This is a genomic window from Ruegeria sp. YS9 (assembly GCF_024628725.1).
GTDB classification, from domain to species: domain Bacteria; phylum Pseudomonadota; class Alphaproteobacteria; order Rhodobacterales; family Rhodobacteraceae; genus Ruegeria; species Ruegeria atlantica_C.
In genome coordinates, this window is sequence record NZ_CP102409.1 from 799,091 (window position 1) to 813,660 (window position 14,570).

13 protein-coding genes are annotated in these 14,570 nt (G+C 58.4%); 8 read left to right on the forward strand and 5 right to left on the reverse strand.

The window, feature by feature from the left end:
- The first annotated feature begins 2 nt into the window (after positions 1-2).
- From NOR97_RS04160 to NOR97_RS04170, 3 genes are all read left to right on the forward strand, one after another.
- Entirely contained in the window at positions 3-1,355 is a 1,353-nt protein-coding gene (locus tag NOR97_RS04160; protein WP_170345107.1) for an HlyD family type I secretion periplasmic adaptor subunit, read from the forward strand.
- Between the two features lie 79 nt (positions 1,356-1,434).
- Positions 1,435-1,812 carry a rhodanese-like domain-containing protein gene (locus tag NOR97_RS04165; RefSeq protein WP_257600286.1) on the forward strand — a complete coding sequence of 126 codons (378 nt, stop codon included), beginning with the start codon at positions 1,435-1,437 and terminating at the stop codon, positions 1,810-1,812.
- A 93-nt stretch (positions 1,813-1,905) separates the two neighbouring features.
- The gene (locus NOR97_RS04170; RefSeq protein WP_170345109.1) at positions 1,906-2,091 is read left to right on the forward strand and encodes a hypothetical protein; all 186 of its coding nucleotides are present in this window, start codon (positions 1,906-1,908) and stop codon (positions 2,089-2,091) included.
- On the opposite strand, the gene NOR97_RS04175 is transcribed toward NOR97_RS04170, so the two are convergent.
- Positions 2,092-2,850 carry an alpha/beta fold hydrolase gene (locus NOR97_RS04175; RefSeq protein ID WP_257600287.1) on the reverse strand — a complete coding sequence of 253 codons (759 nt, stop codon included), beginning with the start codon at positions 2,848-2,850 and terminating at the stop codon, positions 2,092-2,094.
- Between the two features lie 91 nt (positions 2,851-2,941).
- Between NOR97_RS04175 and NOR97_RS04180 the strand changes: the two genes are divergently transcribed.
- Positions 2,942-3,316 (forward strand): hypothetical protein, encoded by a 375-nt coding sequence (locus NOR97_RS04180; RefSeq protein WP_170345111.1) that lies wholly within the window; start codon positions 2,942-2,944, stop codon positions 3,314-3,316.
- Positions 3,317-3,589: 273 nt separating this feature from the next.
- Here NOR97_RS04180 and glyA read toward each other — a convergent pair whose 3' ends face one another.
- Complete coding sequence (glyA, locus tag NOR97_RS04185) at positions 3,590-4,885, reverse strand: serine hydroxymethyltransferase (protein ID WP_257600288.1); 1,296 nt, start codon at positions 4,883-4,885, stop codon at positions 3,590-3,592.
- Between the two features lie 168 nt (positions 4,886-5,053).
- Between glyA and NOR97_RS04190 the strand changes: the two genes are divergently transcribed.
- Positions 5,054-5,815 (forward strand): NAD kinase, encoded by a 762-nt coding sequence (locus NOR97_RS04190; protein ID WP_254440103.1) that lies wholly within the window; start codon positions 5,054-5,056, stop codon positions 5,813-5,815.
- A gap of 239 nt (positions 5,816-6,054) precedes the next feature.
- Here the strand turns inward: NOR97_RS04190 and NOR97_RS04195 are convergent, their stop codons facing one another.
- The 3 genes from NOR97_RS04195 to NOR97_RS04205 all read right to left on the reverse strand — a co-directional run bounded on the left by NOR97_RS04195 (position 6,055) and on the right by NOR97_RS04205 (position 12,125).
- On the reverse strand, positions 6,055-7,506 hold the full coding sequence (locus NOR97_RS04195; protein WP_257600289.1) for an amidase family protein: 1,452 nt from the start codon (positions 7,504-7,506) through the stop codon (positions 6,055-6,057).
- Positions 7,507-7,595: 89 nt separating this feature from the next.
- Complete coding sequence (gene prpE / locus NOR97_RS04200; protein WP_257600290.1) at positions 7,596-9,485, reverse strand: propionate-CoA ligase PrpE; 1,890 nt, start codon at positions 9,483-9,485, stop codon at positions 7,596-7,598.
- A 366-nt stretch (positions 9,486-9,851) separates the two neighbouring features.
- Complete coding sequence (locus NOR97_RS04205; RefSeq protein ID WP_257600291.1) at positions 9,852-12,125, reverse strand: NADP-dependent malic enzyme; 2,274 nt, start codon at positions 12,123-12,125, stop codon at positions 9,852-9,854.
- A gap of 185 nt (positions 12,126-12,310) precedes the next feature.
- Here NOR97_RS04205 and NOR97_RS04210 point away from each other — a divergent pair, with 185 nt between their 5' ends.
- The 3 genes from NOR97_RS04210 (at position 12,311) to NOR97_RS04220 (ending at position 14,567) form a co-directional block, all read left to right on the forward strand.
- Entirely contained in the window at positions 12,311-13,015 is a 705-nt protein-coding gene (locus NOR97_RS04210) for a hypothetical protein (protein ID WP_257600292.1), read from the forward strand.
- Positions 12,978-14,081: a cupin domain-containing protein gene (locus NOR97_RS04215; protein WP_257600293.1), complete on the forward strand. Its 1,104-nt coding sequence runs from the start codon at positions 12,978-12,980 to the stop codon at positions 14,079-14,081. Before NOR97_RS04210 ends, NOR97_RS04215 begins: the two co-directional genes overlap by 38 nt.
- A 93-nt stretch (positions 14,082-14,174) precedes the next feature.
- Complete coding sequence (locus tag NOR97_RS04220; protein ID WP_170347243.1) at positions 14,175-14,567, forward strand: cytidine deaminase; 393 nt, start codon at positions 14,175-14,177, stop codon at positions 14,565-14,567.
- Positions 14,568-14,570: the final 3 nt, after the last annotated feature.

Consider the following 14,570-nt stretch of genomic DNA (forward strand, 5'->3'; position numbering starts at 1 on the left):
CCATGAATAACCTCGTACCTGTGAACAACTCAGCCAATGATCCCGAAGTCTGGTATGCCGAGGTTCCACGCTCGATCAACAGGTTGATGGTGATCGGGCTGGTCATGCTTGTCGTGTGTTTCGGCGGTTTCGGGGTCTGGTCTTTCAGTGCCCCGCTGGCCGCAGCGGTCATCGCGCAAGGCAGCTTTGTTGCCACGGGCCGAAACAAGATTGTCCAACATCTTGAAGGCGGCATCATCGAAGACATCAAGGTTGTGGAAGGTCAGGCGGTTCAGGCTGGTCAGGTTCTGATGACCCTGGACCAGACCTCGGCCCAGGCCAATGAGCGTGAGCTGTTTATTCGCAAGCTGCGCCTTCAGGCCATGACCGAGCGGTTGCTGGCCGAGTACGGGGAACGCGACCGCCTCGTGTTTTCGCAAGAGCTTGTCGAAGCATCCGAAGATCCTGAAGTATTGGCCATTCTGGATGGGCAAAAGCTCAGCTTCGATGTGTCGCGCAAGACGCTGCTGAATGACTTGGCGCTGCTGGAACGCAATATGGAAGCGCTGAAAATCCGGTCCAGTGGATTTGAGGCGCAATTGGACAGCATGACCCGGCGTGCCGAAATTTTGCAGGAGGAGTTTGAGGCCAAAAACCAACTGTTCGAAAAGGGCCTTGTCCGCAAAGGAGAACTGAACACCATCCGTCGTGTCCAGGCCGAAGCCGAAGGGCAGCAGGCCCGGTTGCAGGCGGAAGCCGCTGAAATCAACCAGATGCTGCTGAAATATGACGAACAGATTGCGCGTACGCGGTCCGCCTATCGTGAGGCCGCACTGGACGAACTGGGCGTGATCGAAGCCGATCTGGAAAGCGTTCGTGAAAAATCCCGTCAGGCCCGCAGCGTTCTTGATCGGGCCGTGGTGCGCGCACCGGTGACAGGAACGGTGGTGCGGTTGCATTATCATACGCCGGGCGGTGTGATTGAAACCGGGGAACCGATAGCCGAGATCCTGCCCGCGGATGCGCCCCTGATCATCGAGGCACAGATTCCGCGTACCGAGATTGACAGTGTTGTCACGGGGCAGACCGCCACAGTCCGCCTGATCGCATTGAACCAACGCACGACGCCTGTTTTGTATGGCGAGGTCTTCTATATCTCGGCCGATTCACTGCTTGAGGATTCGACCGGTGTTCCGCAGGAGGTCTATCTGGCACGTGTCTCACTGACCCCGGATGAGTTGCAGCGCGTGCGCGGCTTTGTTCCGACACCGGGGATGCCCGCTGAAATCATGATCCAAACCGAAGAACGCACCTTTGCGGCCTATATCGCCAAACCGGTATCAGACAGCATGTCGCGCGCGTTTCGCGAGCAGTAACACCTGCGTTCCCCTCCATGTCGGGACCTTCCGGAATTCGCATGTTAACCTCTGCGCTGTGACGTAAAGGAGAACTCGTATGACGGTGACGGTCAAAGAGATGATGGAGGCGGCCAACGCTGTGGTCGAACGTGTCGATGCAGCCCAGGCAAAGACGATGACCGAACAGGGGGGGCTGCTGTTGGACATACGCGATGCGAATGAGCTGGAACAGACGGGCCGCGCCGCCGGGGCGCATCACATACCTCGTGGCATGCTGGAGTTTCGGGCAGATGATACATTGCAATCACATGACCCTGAACTGCGCAAGGATCGCCCCATAGTGTTGTACTGCGCATCGGGTGGGCGCGCGGCCTTGGCCGGAAAACTTCTGAAGGATATGGGATACCAGAGGGTGTACAATCTTGGGGGATTGACGGACTGGGTGAATGGGGGCGGTGAAATCGCCAAATCCTAGCTTCGGAACCGTCTGCATCTGACACAAATCAAAGCGCAACATATTCGAATCGTGAAATATTTGGCCGGAAGCCATCAAAAGGAAAGCCCGGCCATGTTTCGCCTTGCTGCTATGCTGTATTCACTGATTGCAACTGCTCTGTCCGGTTCGGCCGTAATCGCCGTGCTTTCGGCTGGAATGGTGTCCGTCAGCGCAATTGTGGGCGCTGCGGCCGCGGGGGCCGTAATCGCCGCCCCGGCATCTTGGATGGTGGCCAAGCGGCTGTATCAAGGCGCTTGATCAGGCGTTCAGGAAGGTCCTGACGGCAGCTTCGAACTCGCGCGGTTTTTCGGCGTGCAGCCAGTGACCGGCACCGGGGATCTTGGCAAATCGCGCGCCGGGGAACAGTGCGCGGATTTTGGCTCGATGTTCCGGCAAGACATAATCTGACTCGCCCCCTGACAGGAACAGCGCGGGGCCTTGCCACTGGGCGTCCAACTCGGGAAAGCCCATGATATTTGGCATCTGGTCCGCCAACACGTCCAGGTTCAGCAACCAACGCTTTCCCTTGATGTCCAGCGATTGGGTGAAGAAGCTTTGCAATGCTTTTTCAACGCCTTGCTCGGCCAATTGCTGCTCGGCATCCGAGCGGCGCGCTATGCGCGAGAAATCCACGGCACGCATGGCCTCGATGAACTGAATTTGGCTGTGCGTGTATTTCACCGGCGCAATATCTGCGACCACCAGTTTGTTCACCAGCGCGCCGTGTTGCAGCGCAAGTGTCATCGCGGCCTTGCCGCCCATTGAATGCCCAAGTACGTCCGCCGTCCCGCCAATCCGTTCGATGACCTCGGCGATATCCTGCGCCAGGTGAGGATAATCATGGCAAGAATCCCACGCACTGTAGGCGTGGTTACGCATGTCGACGGCCACAACTTGCCGCTCGTCCGACAACCGTCTGGCAATCACGCCCCAATTTCGGGCCGATCCATACAGGCCGTGGGCAATGACAACGGGCGGTCGGGCGGTTGGTTCGCCATGTATGATGGTGTTCAGCATGTACCGCGTGATACAAGTCAATGCCGGAAACGGCCAGCCCCATTGTAGGTCATTGACGCTGCCGTTAGATTGCCACGGCAGGAGGCCACCAATGTCGCAGGACCCAGACATTCAGACCCGGATCGCCGAAACGGTTGTGTTGCTGCGCGCAAAGCTCGGGGTGCGCGACAAGACGCTCGAGGCATCGATCCGCAAGGCCAAGCGCCGACTGCCGCGGCGCGTCTACAACCAGGCTTTGATTCTGGCCCGGGCCGAGGCGATGGCGTCTCATCCCAAACTGAGGCTGGTTCTGGATAACCCCAGGCTGATCAAGGCGTCTGACGTGGTGCAGGAACATCTGGGGTCCATCAATCTTGCGGATCGCAGATGGGGGTGGTTCCTTGGCCTGTTGGGGGGGCTGGCCTTCAACATGCTGGCTCTGACGACACTTTTGCTGGTTTTCCTGTGGTGGCGCGGCTTGATCTGACCATGGATTCTGGACTGCGCACCAAGGTCTGAACATGGTGCAAATCCCTGGGTGCGGTGACATCGAATGCACGGATTCGGTGTGAATAGCTGCGCGAAAGGCTGGTCGAGGCGAAAAAAGCGCGTATTGACCAGAATGGCCCGGGCGGCTTTGGGGGCCGGGACCTTGCCCAAAACACCGGATTTGCGCTGGGCGAGATCCAGAACGTTTTCAGAGATCTTACGCAATAAAACGGCGCCTCATGGCGCCGTTCTGTGTTGGAGGGTGGACCAGTTACAGGTTCGGATAGATCGGGAAGCGTGCGCAGAGGTCTGCCACTTCGGCCTTGACCTTGGCTTCGACGGCGCCGTTGCCGTCTTCGCCATTGGCAGCCAGGCCGTCGACCACCTCGATGATCCAGTCGGCGATCTGGCGGAATTCGACCTCGCCGAAGCCGCGGGTGGTGCCGGCGGGCGACCCCAGACGGATGCCCGACGTGATGGTCGGCTTTTCGGGATCAAACGGCACGCCGTTCTTGTTGCAGGTGATATGCGCCCGGCCCAGAGCCTTCTCGGTGGCGTTGCCTTTCACCCCTTTGGGGCGCAGGTCGACCAGCACCACATGGGTGTCGGTGCCGTGGGTCACCGTGTCCAGACCGCCCTTGATCAGCTGATCCGACAGCGCCTGCGCGTTGGCGATCACCTGCTTGGCATAGTCCTTGAACTCGGGCCGCAGGGCCTCGCCAAAGGCCACGGCCTTGGCCGCGATCACATGCATCAGCGGGCCGCCCTGAATGCCGGGGAAGATGGCCGAGTTCACTTTCTTGGCGATATCTTCATCATTGGTCAGGATCATGCCGCCGCGCGGGCCGCGCAGGGTCTTGTGGGTCGTCGTGGTCGCCACATGCGCATGGGGGAAGGGGCTGGGATGCTCGCCCGCCGCCACCAGACCGGCAAAATGCGCCATGTCCACGTGCAGATAGGCGCCCACCATATCGGCGATCTGACGCATGCGGGCAAAGTCGATCTGGCGCGGGATCGCCGAGCCACCGGCGATGATCAGCTTGGGCTGGTGTTCCTTCGCCAGCGCCTCGACCTGATCATAGTCCAGCATGTTGTCCTGCTGGCGCACGCCGTATTGCACCGCGTTGAACCACTTGCCCGACTGGTTGGGCCGCGCACCGTGGGTCAGGTGGCCACCGGCATCCAGGCTCATGCCCAGAATGGTGTCGCCGGGCTTGATCAGCGCCTGAAACACGCCCTGATTGGCCTGAGAGCCGGAATTGGGCTGCACATTGGCGAATTCACAGCCGAACAGCTGCTTGGCGCGGTCGATGGCCAGGTTTTCGGCAATGTCGACAAACTGGCAACCGCCATAATAGCGGCGACCGGGATAGCCTTCGGCGTATTTGTTGGTCATCACCGAGCCCTGCGCCTCCATCACGGCGGCAGAGACGATGTTCTCGGACGCGATCAGCTCGATCTCGTCGCGCTGACGACCCAGTTCCGACGTGATCGAGCCAAAAAGCTCGGGATCACGATCAGCAAGGGACTGGGTAAAAAATCCGGTGTCACGAAGATTGGCGTTCATGGGCGCTCCACATGGCTGGGTAAAAATCTTGCGGATTTCCTATCGGAAACGCCACATTTGCAAAAGGCTTAAAGCGACGATTTGGCCCGCTGCGGCGTCAAGACTGGCCTATCGGGGAAAGGTATGTTTGTTTCGGAACCAAATGTGCAGCACCGGAAACCGGAAAACATGAAAAAAAGAATCGCCTTTCTTGCCAGTGAGGTCAAAGTGGCGCAAACGGCCCGGGATATTCTGGTGTCCAAACACGGTAATGCGGCGCCCCGCGACGCAGATGTTGTGGTTGCTCTTGGGGGGGATGGCTTCATGTTGCATACCCTGCACAACATGCAGCACCTTGATACACCGGTATACGGGATGAACCGTGGCACGATCGGGTTCCTGATGAACGAGTATCACGAAGACGACCTGATGGCCCGCCTGGAAGATGCCGAGGAAGAGGTCATCAATCCGCTGGCGATGCGGGCGATGGATCAGTCCGGAAAGCTGCACGAGGCGCTGGCGATCAACGAAGTATCGCTGTTGCGCGCTGGGCCACAGGCGGCTCGTTTGAAGATCAGTGTTGATGGCCGCGAGCGCATGGATGAACTTGTCTGCGATGGAGCGCTACTGTCCACTGCGGCGGGGTCGACGGCGTATAATTACTCGGCACACGGGCCTATTCTGCCGATTGGCTCGGACGTTCTCGCGTTGACCCCGATCGCCGCATTCCGCCCCCGCCGATGGCGTGGTGCATTGCTGCCGAAAATCGCGAAGGTGCGGTTCGATGTGCTGGATGCGGACAAGCGACCCGTTATCGTTGCCGCTGATTCCGTAGCTTTCCCAGACATTGACTGGGTCGAGATCCGATCCGATCCCACGATCTCACACCGCATTCTTTTTGACCCCGGGCACGGTTTGGAAGAACGACTGATTTCCGAACAATTCACATAAATTTTCGTTTCTGCGAGCTTTTTTGAGCCTGTGTGAAGCAGTTCACAGGGGATTTGCTCACAATTGGATAGTGTGGACTTGCCCGGAGAACACGCCAAGGTGGGAGTGAGTGGCCACCTGAACGGCGTATTCGAATGATTGCGCAGATTTTGCGCTGGCGAGGGTGGGTGGTGCTACGCTCGTCATCAGAAATCCGGGCTTATTTTAGCAGTCGGGCCCCGGGTACAATGTCCCGGGGTCTATTTTTTGCAGCCACCCTGCAACTCTGTCTTTTCCCAAAGCGGCAGGCACATTTGCCCCACGCGTGCCTCGATTGCCGCGGCCGCATCCACCGCCAGATCTTCGCGCCAGCGCTGCGCGGCAATCTGAACACTGATCGGCTGAGGACCCTTCGGCAATTCAGCCAGCCGGGCCGGGACACATGCCGCAGGCAGGCCCAGAAAGTTCATCGCATAAGAATATACGGCGCACCCCAAAACCTCGTGCACACCCTCAGCGCCTTCGGTGTCTCTGTCGGGTTTGAAGAACGGTTGTGGCAGGAAAGGCGACAGCACCAAAGGGTAATCCTGCAAAAACCGGGACCATTCGCGCGCATAGTGGCTTCGTTTGGCCAGCATCCGAACCATCTCGGTTTCGACAATTGGCGGGAATTCCTGAAAATACACCGCAAAGATATTCTGAATCGTTTTCGAACCAGCGGCTTCGATATCTGATTTCATAAGCGTCAGCACTTCGCCCATCAGCGTACGATAACCGATTCGACCGCATTCAAAAACGTCAGGCGGGTCAATCTCTTGCACCACATATCCCGCATCAACCAGCGCCTCTCGTGCCGTGTCGAGTGCTTTCTCGACCTCGGGGTGCAAGGCATAGCCGAATGTGTTTTTCGTAAAGGCCACCTTGACGGGCGCGTCGGGGGCAGGGCCACGCCAGGGCATCGGCACGTGAAACGGATCACGCGCGTCGGCGGCGATCAGGCTGGGCATGGACAGATGCAGGTCAGCGGCCGACCGGGTTATCAGGCCCTGAACAGACATCGACTGCGCCAGCAAACCGCGTTCGGCTTTCTGGCTTGGGTTCCATGCCGGGACGCGCCCCAGCCCGGGCTTCACCGTCACGGCTCCGTTGGCCGCCGCGGGAAAGCGCAGGCTGCCGCCGATATCGTTGCCGTGGGCCAGCGCGCCGATTCCGGCCATGACCGCAGCGCCAGCCCCGCCGGAAGAGCCGCCGGGTGAGATATGCCGCCCCCAGGGGTTGTGCGTACGGCCATACAGCGGATTGTCCGTGTCGGCGCGGAAAGAGAACTCGGGCGTGTTGGTCCGCCCGACAACAACAGCCCCGGCCTTTAGCATATTGCTCACAACCGGGGCGTCATCCGGTGCAATTACATCTTTCAGTGCGACGACACCGTTGGTTGTGGCATGGCCTTTTTGGTCAACATTCACCTTGATCGTGACCGGCACGCCATGCAGCGGACCCGTGGGTTTGCCGCCAGCCCACGCATTGTCCAGCGCTCTGGCGCGTTCCAACGCCTGCTCGCGCAGGTCTTCCACCACTGCATTCAAATCCGGGTTGACCTCATCCATTCTCTCGATCGAGGCCTGAACCGCCTCGGTCGCACTCAGGTCGCCGCGTCTTGTCAGGGTGGTCAGGTCTGTGGCGCTGAGACGCCAGATATCGGTTTGTGTCATGGGTCCTCACTGTCTTAACGTGACAGTAGGGAGGCTGCTTCCGGTTGCAAGAGAAGACACGATAAAGGGCGGCTTGCGCCGCCCTCGGGTTACTTGGCGTAACCGATTGTCTGCAAGGCCTCTCTGATCTCGTCAAGAATGGCTGGATCATCGATCGTTGCAGGCATTTTATAGTCCTGACCGTCTGCAATCGACACCATCGTACCCCGCAGGATTTTACCCGAACGTGTCTTGGGCAACCTGTCGACGACGACGGCCAGTTTGAAGGCCGCCACCGGGCCGATCTTTTCCCGAACCATCTTGACGACTTCCTGAACCACGTCGCCATGATCCCGATCAGCGCCGGCATTCAGGCACAGGAACCCAACGGGCATCTGACCCTTTAGCTGATCCGATACACCGATCACCGCGCATTCGGCTACGTCCGGGTGAGCGGCAAGCACTTCTTCCATCGCCCCGGTCGACAGGCGGTGGCCCGCGACGTTGATGACATCATCGGTGCGCGCCATGATGTAAAGATATCCGTCCTCGTCGATCATTCCGGCGTCGCCGGTTTCATAGTACCCGGGGAAGTGCTCCAGGTAGGATTTCCTGAACCGCTCCTCGGCGTTCCAAAGGGTCGGCAGGGTGCCCGGAGGCAGCGGCAGCTTGACCGCGATGGCCCCCAGTTCGCCGGCTTTCATCGGGTGGCCACCTTCGTCGAGAATTTGCACGTCATAGCCGGGCATCGGTTTCGCGGGCGAACCCAGCTTGATCGGAAGCTCTTCGATGCCCAGCGGGTTTCCAGCAATGGCCCAACCGGTTTCGGTCTGCCACCAATGGTCGATCACCGGAACCTTCAGCGCATCCTGTGCCCAGATGATAGTGTCGGGGTCAGCGCGTTCGCCCGCCAGATACAGCGCCCGCAGATGAGACAGATCGTATTTGGCGATCAATTCGCCCTTTGGATCTTCACGTTTGACGGCACGGATCGCCGTAGGGGCGGTGAAGAAGCTTTTCACCTTATGTTCAGAGATCACGCGCCAGAAGGTTCCCGCATCAGGGGTGCCGACCGGTTTGCCTTCGAACACGATCGTCGTGTTCCCGTGGATCAGGGGTGCGTAGCAGATGTAGGAATGTCCAACGACCCAACCCACATCGGATGCCGCCCAGAATACATCACCCGGATCGACGTTATAGATGTTCTTCATGGTCCAGTTCAGCGCCACCAGATGCCCGGCAGTGGGGCGCACGACGCCCTTGGGTGCCCCTGTGGTGCCCGAAGTGTACAGGATGTACGCCGGATCGTCTCCGTCGACGGGAACACATTCCGCCGGTTCAACACCGTACTGGAACCCGTGCCAGTTGTAGTCACGCCCTTCGATCAGCTGAGCAACTTCTTGTTCGCGCTGAAAGATGACGCAGAAATCCGGCTTGTGCTCGGCAAGTTCGATGGCGCCGTCCAGAAGCGGCTTGTAGTGCACGACCCGGCCAGGTTCCATACCGCAGGACGCCGCAATGACGGCTTTGGGTTTGGCGTCGTCGATACGGACCGCCAGTTCATTGCTGGCAAATCCGCCGAACACTACGGAATGGACAGCGCCCAGACGTGCGCAGGCCAGCATCGCCTCAAGCGCCTCGGGGATCATCGGCATGTAGATGATGACGCGATCACCTTTCTCGATGCCTTTCGCCCGCAGCGCGCCGGCAAGATTGGCCACGCGGTTGCGCAGCTCGACATATGAAATCTCGCGCTTGGTATGGGTGATCGGGCTGTCATAGATGATGGCGGTTTGTTCGCCGCGCCCGTTTTCCACGTGGCGGTCCACGGCGTTCCAGCAGGTATTGACCCGTGCGTCGCTGAACCATTCGTACAAGGGCGCGTTGTCGTCGAACAGAGCTTTGCTGGGTTCTTTAACCCAATCGATCCCCTTGGCTGCGTCCATCCAGAACGCCTCGGGGTCTTTCTTCCAACTGTCATAAACGTCCTGATACGCCATCTCGTCCTCCTCACAACGACTTGGTCTTTGTGTTAGGACCCAGAAAACTATCGGGCAAGCGCGTCAAATGACGACGCGTCAGTTTATCGCAAAATATTTGCAGTAATTCGCGCAAAGGCTTGCAAATTTTTGCAAACTTCTTTCTCGCCATTGGATTTTCTGCGCCGAAGAGGCCATTTTGCAAACTTGCAAACTCGACCGTGCAAAAGATCACGTCCGAGGCGAGTCGGCACAATGCCAATTCGCCATTCTTCCGCGTGCCCCAGGGTTCCCACGGAGATGCCACGACATATAGCCGTCAAAGTGTGAGAATTGTGTTAACCGCACCCCCGCGGGGGATGCGGTTCAGGGTGTCGGGCGGCCGGTTTACCCGTAATGTGCCACCGGCGTCCCCGCGATGGCAGCCATGTTCAACAATCCGCGTGCGGTAATGGATGGGGTGACGATATGCGCCTTGTTGCCCATTCCCATCAGAATGGGGCCGACTTCGATCCCGTCCGCTTTCATTTTCAGGATATTGCGCACGCCGCTGGCCGCATCCGCATGGGCAAAGATCAGCACATTTGCCGCGCCCTGTAGGCGTGAACCCGGAAAAATCCGCGCCCGAAGATCCGCATCAAGGGCCGCATCCAGGTTCATTTCGCCTTCATATACAAAGTCGCGCGGTTTCTGGTCCAGGATGTCCAATGCTGCGCGCAGGCGTTTTCCCGATCCTTCCGCCTGATTGCCGAATTGCGACTGCGAGCAGAACGCGATCTTGGGTTCGATCCCGAATCGACGAACATGCCGCGCGGCGCCAATGGTCGATTCGGCCAACTCCTCCGGTGTCGGCAATTGCCGGACATGCGTATCGGCGATGAACAGGGGGCCGTCTTCCAATATCATCAGCGACAACGCGCCGTGCGGGCGCAGGTCGCCGTCGGCCAGCACCTGTTCAACATAGTTCAGATGCCAGCGATATTCGCCGAACGTGCCGCAGATCATACTGTCAGCCTCGCCCCGATGCACCATGATCGCGCCAATGGCGGTTGTATTTGTGCGCATGATCGCTTTGGCCAGATCCGGGGTCACACCTCGGCGCTGCATGATCTGATGATACGAGCTCCAGTAATCGTAATAACGCGGATCGTTTTCCGGGTTCACGATCTGGCAGTCCGTGCCCGGGCGAATGGTCAGGCCCAGTTTTTCGCAACGGGATTCGATGACTTCGGGGCGTCCGATCAGGATCGGTGTTTCCGTTGTTTCCTCAAGAATGGCCTGTGCAGCCCGCAGCACCCTTTCATCTTCGCCTTCGGCAAATACGATGCGACGGGATGCGACGGCCGCGGCCTCGAATACGGGGCGCATCAAAAGCGCCGACTTGAAAACAGACTGGTTGAGTTTTTCCTTGTAGACTTCAAGATCCTTGATGGGGCGCTTTGCGACGCCGCTTTCCATGGCTGCCTTGGCAACGGAAGATGAGACGACGCCCACCAAACGCGGATCAAAGGGTTTCGGAATCAGATAATCCGGCCCAAAGGTCAGTTGCTCGCCCTTGTAGGCGGCAGCCGCCTCGGCGCTTGTCGTCGCGCGGGCCATTTCCGCAATGCCGTCAACGCAGGCGATCTGCATCGCGTCATTGATCTCGGTCGCGCCCACATCCAGAGCGCCCCGGAATATGAACGGGAAACACAATACGTTGTTGACCTGATTGGGAAAATCGCTGCGCCCGGTGGCGATGATCGCGTCCGGAGCAACCTCACGCGCGGCCTGAGGCAGGATTTCTGGCGTCGGGTTGGCCAGTGCGAAGATGATCGGACGATCGGCCATTTTCTGAACCATTTCAGGCTTCAGGACATTCGGGCCGCTCAGGCCCAGAAACAGATCCGCATCGCCGATGACATCATCCAGAGTCCGCAAGTCCGTTTTCTGCGCGAACTGCGACTTGTGCGGGTTCATATCCTCGGCACGCCCCTCGTAGACGAGCCCGTGAATATCGCACAGCCAGATGTTTTCCTGTTTCACACCCAGTTTCACCAGCATGTTCAGGCAGGCAATCCCCGCGGCCCCGCCGCCGGTTGAAACGACCTTGATGTCTGCAAATGTCTTACCGGCTACATGCAGAGCATTCTTCGCAGCGGCCCCCACGACAATGGCGGTTCCGTGCTGGTCATCGTGGAAAACGGGAATGTTCATGCGCTCGCGGCACAGCTTTTCGACTATGAAACAATCCGGCGCCTTGATGTCTTCCAGGTTGATGGCCCCGAATGTCGGCTCCAGCGCGCAGACGATATCCGCCAGCTTTTCCGGATCGGGCTGATCGACTTCGATATCAAAACAGTCAATGCCTGCGAACTTTTTGAACAGGACGGCTTTGCCTTCCATCACCGGTTTCGAGGCCAGCGCCCCGATATTGCCTAAACCAAGAACCGCAGTGCCGTTGGACACCACGGCGACAAGGTTGCCGCGCGCCGTATACTTTTCCGCGTTTGCGGCGTCGGCTTTGATTTCAAGGCTGGCCTCGGCAACGCCGGGCGAATAGGCGCGCGCCAGATCGCGACCATTGGCCATCGGTTTTGTGGCCTTTATCTCGAGTTTTCCAGGTTTCGGATGGGCGTGATAGTCAAGCGCGGCCTGTCGCAGGCTGGGGGTGTCAGACATTGGAGATTCAGTTCCCTCTGAGAATTTGATTTAACATTAAACTATTCGTCCGAGCTTGGCTACGTTGCGTAACAGTGCCGACGTGTCGCAGTTGCGAGCCGGACATGGGTTGAATTTTGACACAATTTTTTTACATCTAGATAACTTTGCGAAACGCACAAACACTCAGGCAAGACGAAGCAGCAATGACATACAAGACAGATGATCAGGCCCACGGCCTGTCCAACGGTCCTGGGGCCGGCACTGGACTTGCGCGGCTGACCATATGGTTTGCGGCGGTGACGGGAATTATGCTTCTCGGTGCGATTGTCATCTGGCCGGAACAGGCAGCGTTCTTCAACCAGGAAGGCGGATTGTTCGAAACGGTTTCCGCGGTTTGTTTGCTTGTTGCGGGGGTGGTGGCGTTGTGGCGATACCCGGGTGTCACCCGGCTGTATATCGGGCTGACATTCCTATTGTTGGCCGAGCGTGAGCTGGAAGCAGGCGTTTACCCTGAAGGCAGTTTGCCGTTCCTGATCCTTGACGGTCTGGATGTCGTGCTGGACGTCAATGTGGTCAGGGTCTTCCTGGCCTGCGTTATCCTGGGCGGCGTCATCTGGCATGGGGCCCCGACGGGATGGCGTGCTGTCAAACGGCGCGCTCCCTTTATGATCGCGTTCATGGCGGCCGGCTGTCTTGCCGTCATCGCTCAGCTTCTTGAGGAATATACCGGGCTGCACAGCGACGCTTTGTCGACAGTTATGAAAACGCGGCTTTTCGTCATGGAAGAAACGCTCGAGATGTTCTTTTCGATTGGCATTTTGGCCTCTGTTCTGATCGGATGGCCAAAATCGAAATCTGACGAGACATCTCATGACAAAGACAGCCGAGCCTTCGCAGACCCAAGCTGAATTTCGTTTGCCAACCCAGGAAATTCGAAACGACATCCCCTTTTATACCAAGGTGTTGGGGATGCAGATGGACATGATCTATCCCGCAGACGATCCGCGCGTCGCAGTGTTTTCAGGGCACGGTCTGCGGTTGCGGATCGAAAAAGACGCGCCCGAAGGTCCGGGAACATTGCGCATCCTGACAGATGACCCGGAACGCTTTGCAGATGGCCAACGCGTTCTTGTTGCGCCGAATGGGACCCGGATCGAAATCGAAGAGCGAAATCCGCCGCTGGTGATGCCTGAAACAGTTCATTCCTTCGTGGTGCGCAGGCTCAAGGATCAGGCTCCCTGGATCATCGGTCGGGCGGGGATGCATTATCGCGATCTGGTGCCGGATCGTCTGGGCGGATCGATCATCGCCAGCCATATCCGCATCCCGGACGGGGGCCCGGTGCCCGATATGGTGCATTTTCACAAAGTCGGGTTCCAACTGATATTCTGCATTCATGGCTGGGTGGATGTCGTCTATGAGGATCAGGGAGAGAGAATGCGCCTGACCGCAGGGGATTGCTTTATCCAGCCGCCGGAAATTCGTCACCGCGTGCTTGAGGCGTCGGACAATGTTCAGGTCATCGAGATAGGTGTGCCAGCGGAACATTTCACGGAAATCGACCATGACATGCAGCTTCCCACGCCGCATTTTCGCCCGGACCGCGAATGGCAGGGACAACGCTTTGTCTACAACCGGGCCAAGGACGCCGAATGGGTACCGTTCCGCCTTCCGGGTTACATCTGCCGCGACACGACAATTGCCGAGAACACCAAAGGGGTCGCAGGCGTTCAGGTCGTTCGCAAAGGGCAGGGCGATACCGAATGGGCCAGCCACGATACGGACATTCACTTTACCTTCGTGATGGACGGAGCGGTCACACTGGAAGGCGAAGGACGCGAGCCCTATCGGCTGGAGCAGGGAGACGCCTTTGTCATCCCGCCCGGGATGCGCACGCGCTTGTCCTCGCCCTCGGACAACATCGAGTTGCTGGAAGTCACCTTGCCCGGTACGTTCACGACAACACTGGGCTGACTGAAAAACATTGGCTGGGGGCTTCAATTCCTCTGCCTTTTTACTTAACGGTCCAAATTTCTGACCAGATGATCAAAAAAACGGGGAATCGCCATGTCGCTCAAAGACGCTGCCTTGTCAGTCCGCGAAAACGCCTATGCGCCTTATTCGAATTTCAAGGTTGGCGCAGCGCTTCGATCCTCCTCGGGTCAGGTCTATTCCGGTTGCAATGTTGAGAACGTGGCATATCCCGAAGGCACTTGTGCCGAGGCCGGTGCAATCGCCGCGATGGTTGCCGCGGGCGAGCAGGAACTGACCGAGGTCTACGTGGTTGCCTCCAGCCCTCAGCCTGTGCCGCCCTGCGGTGGGTGCCGCCAGAAACTGGCCGAGTTTGGCAAGCGCGATGTGAAAGTTACACTGGCAACCGTGGACGGTGCCGAATTCGAGACAACCATTGGGGATTTGTTGCCGGGCGCATTCGACGCGTCTCATATGGAGGATGTCTGAACG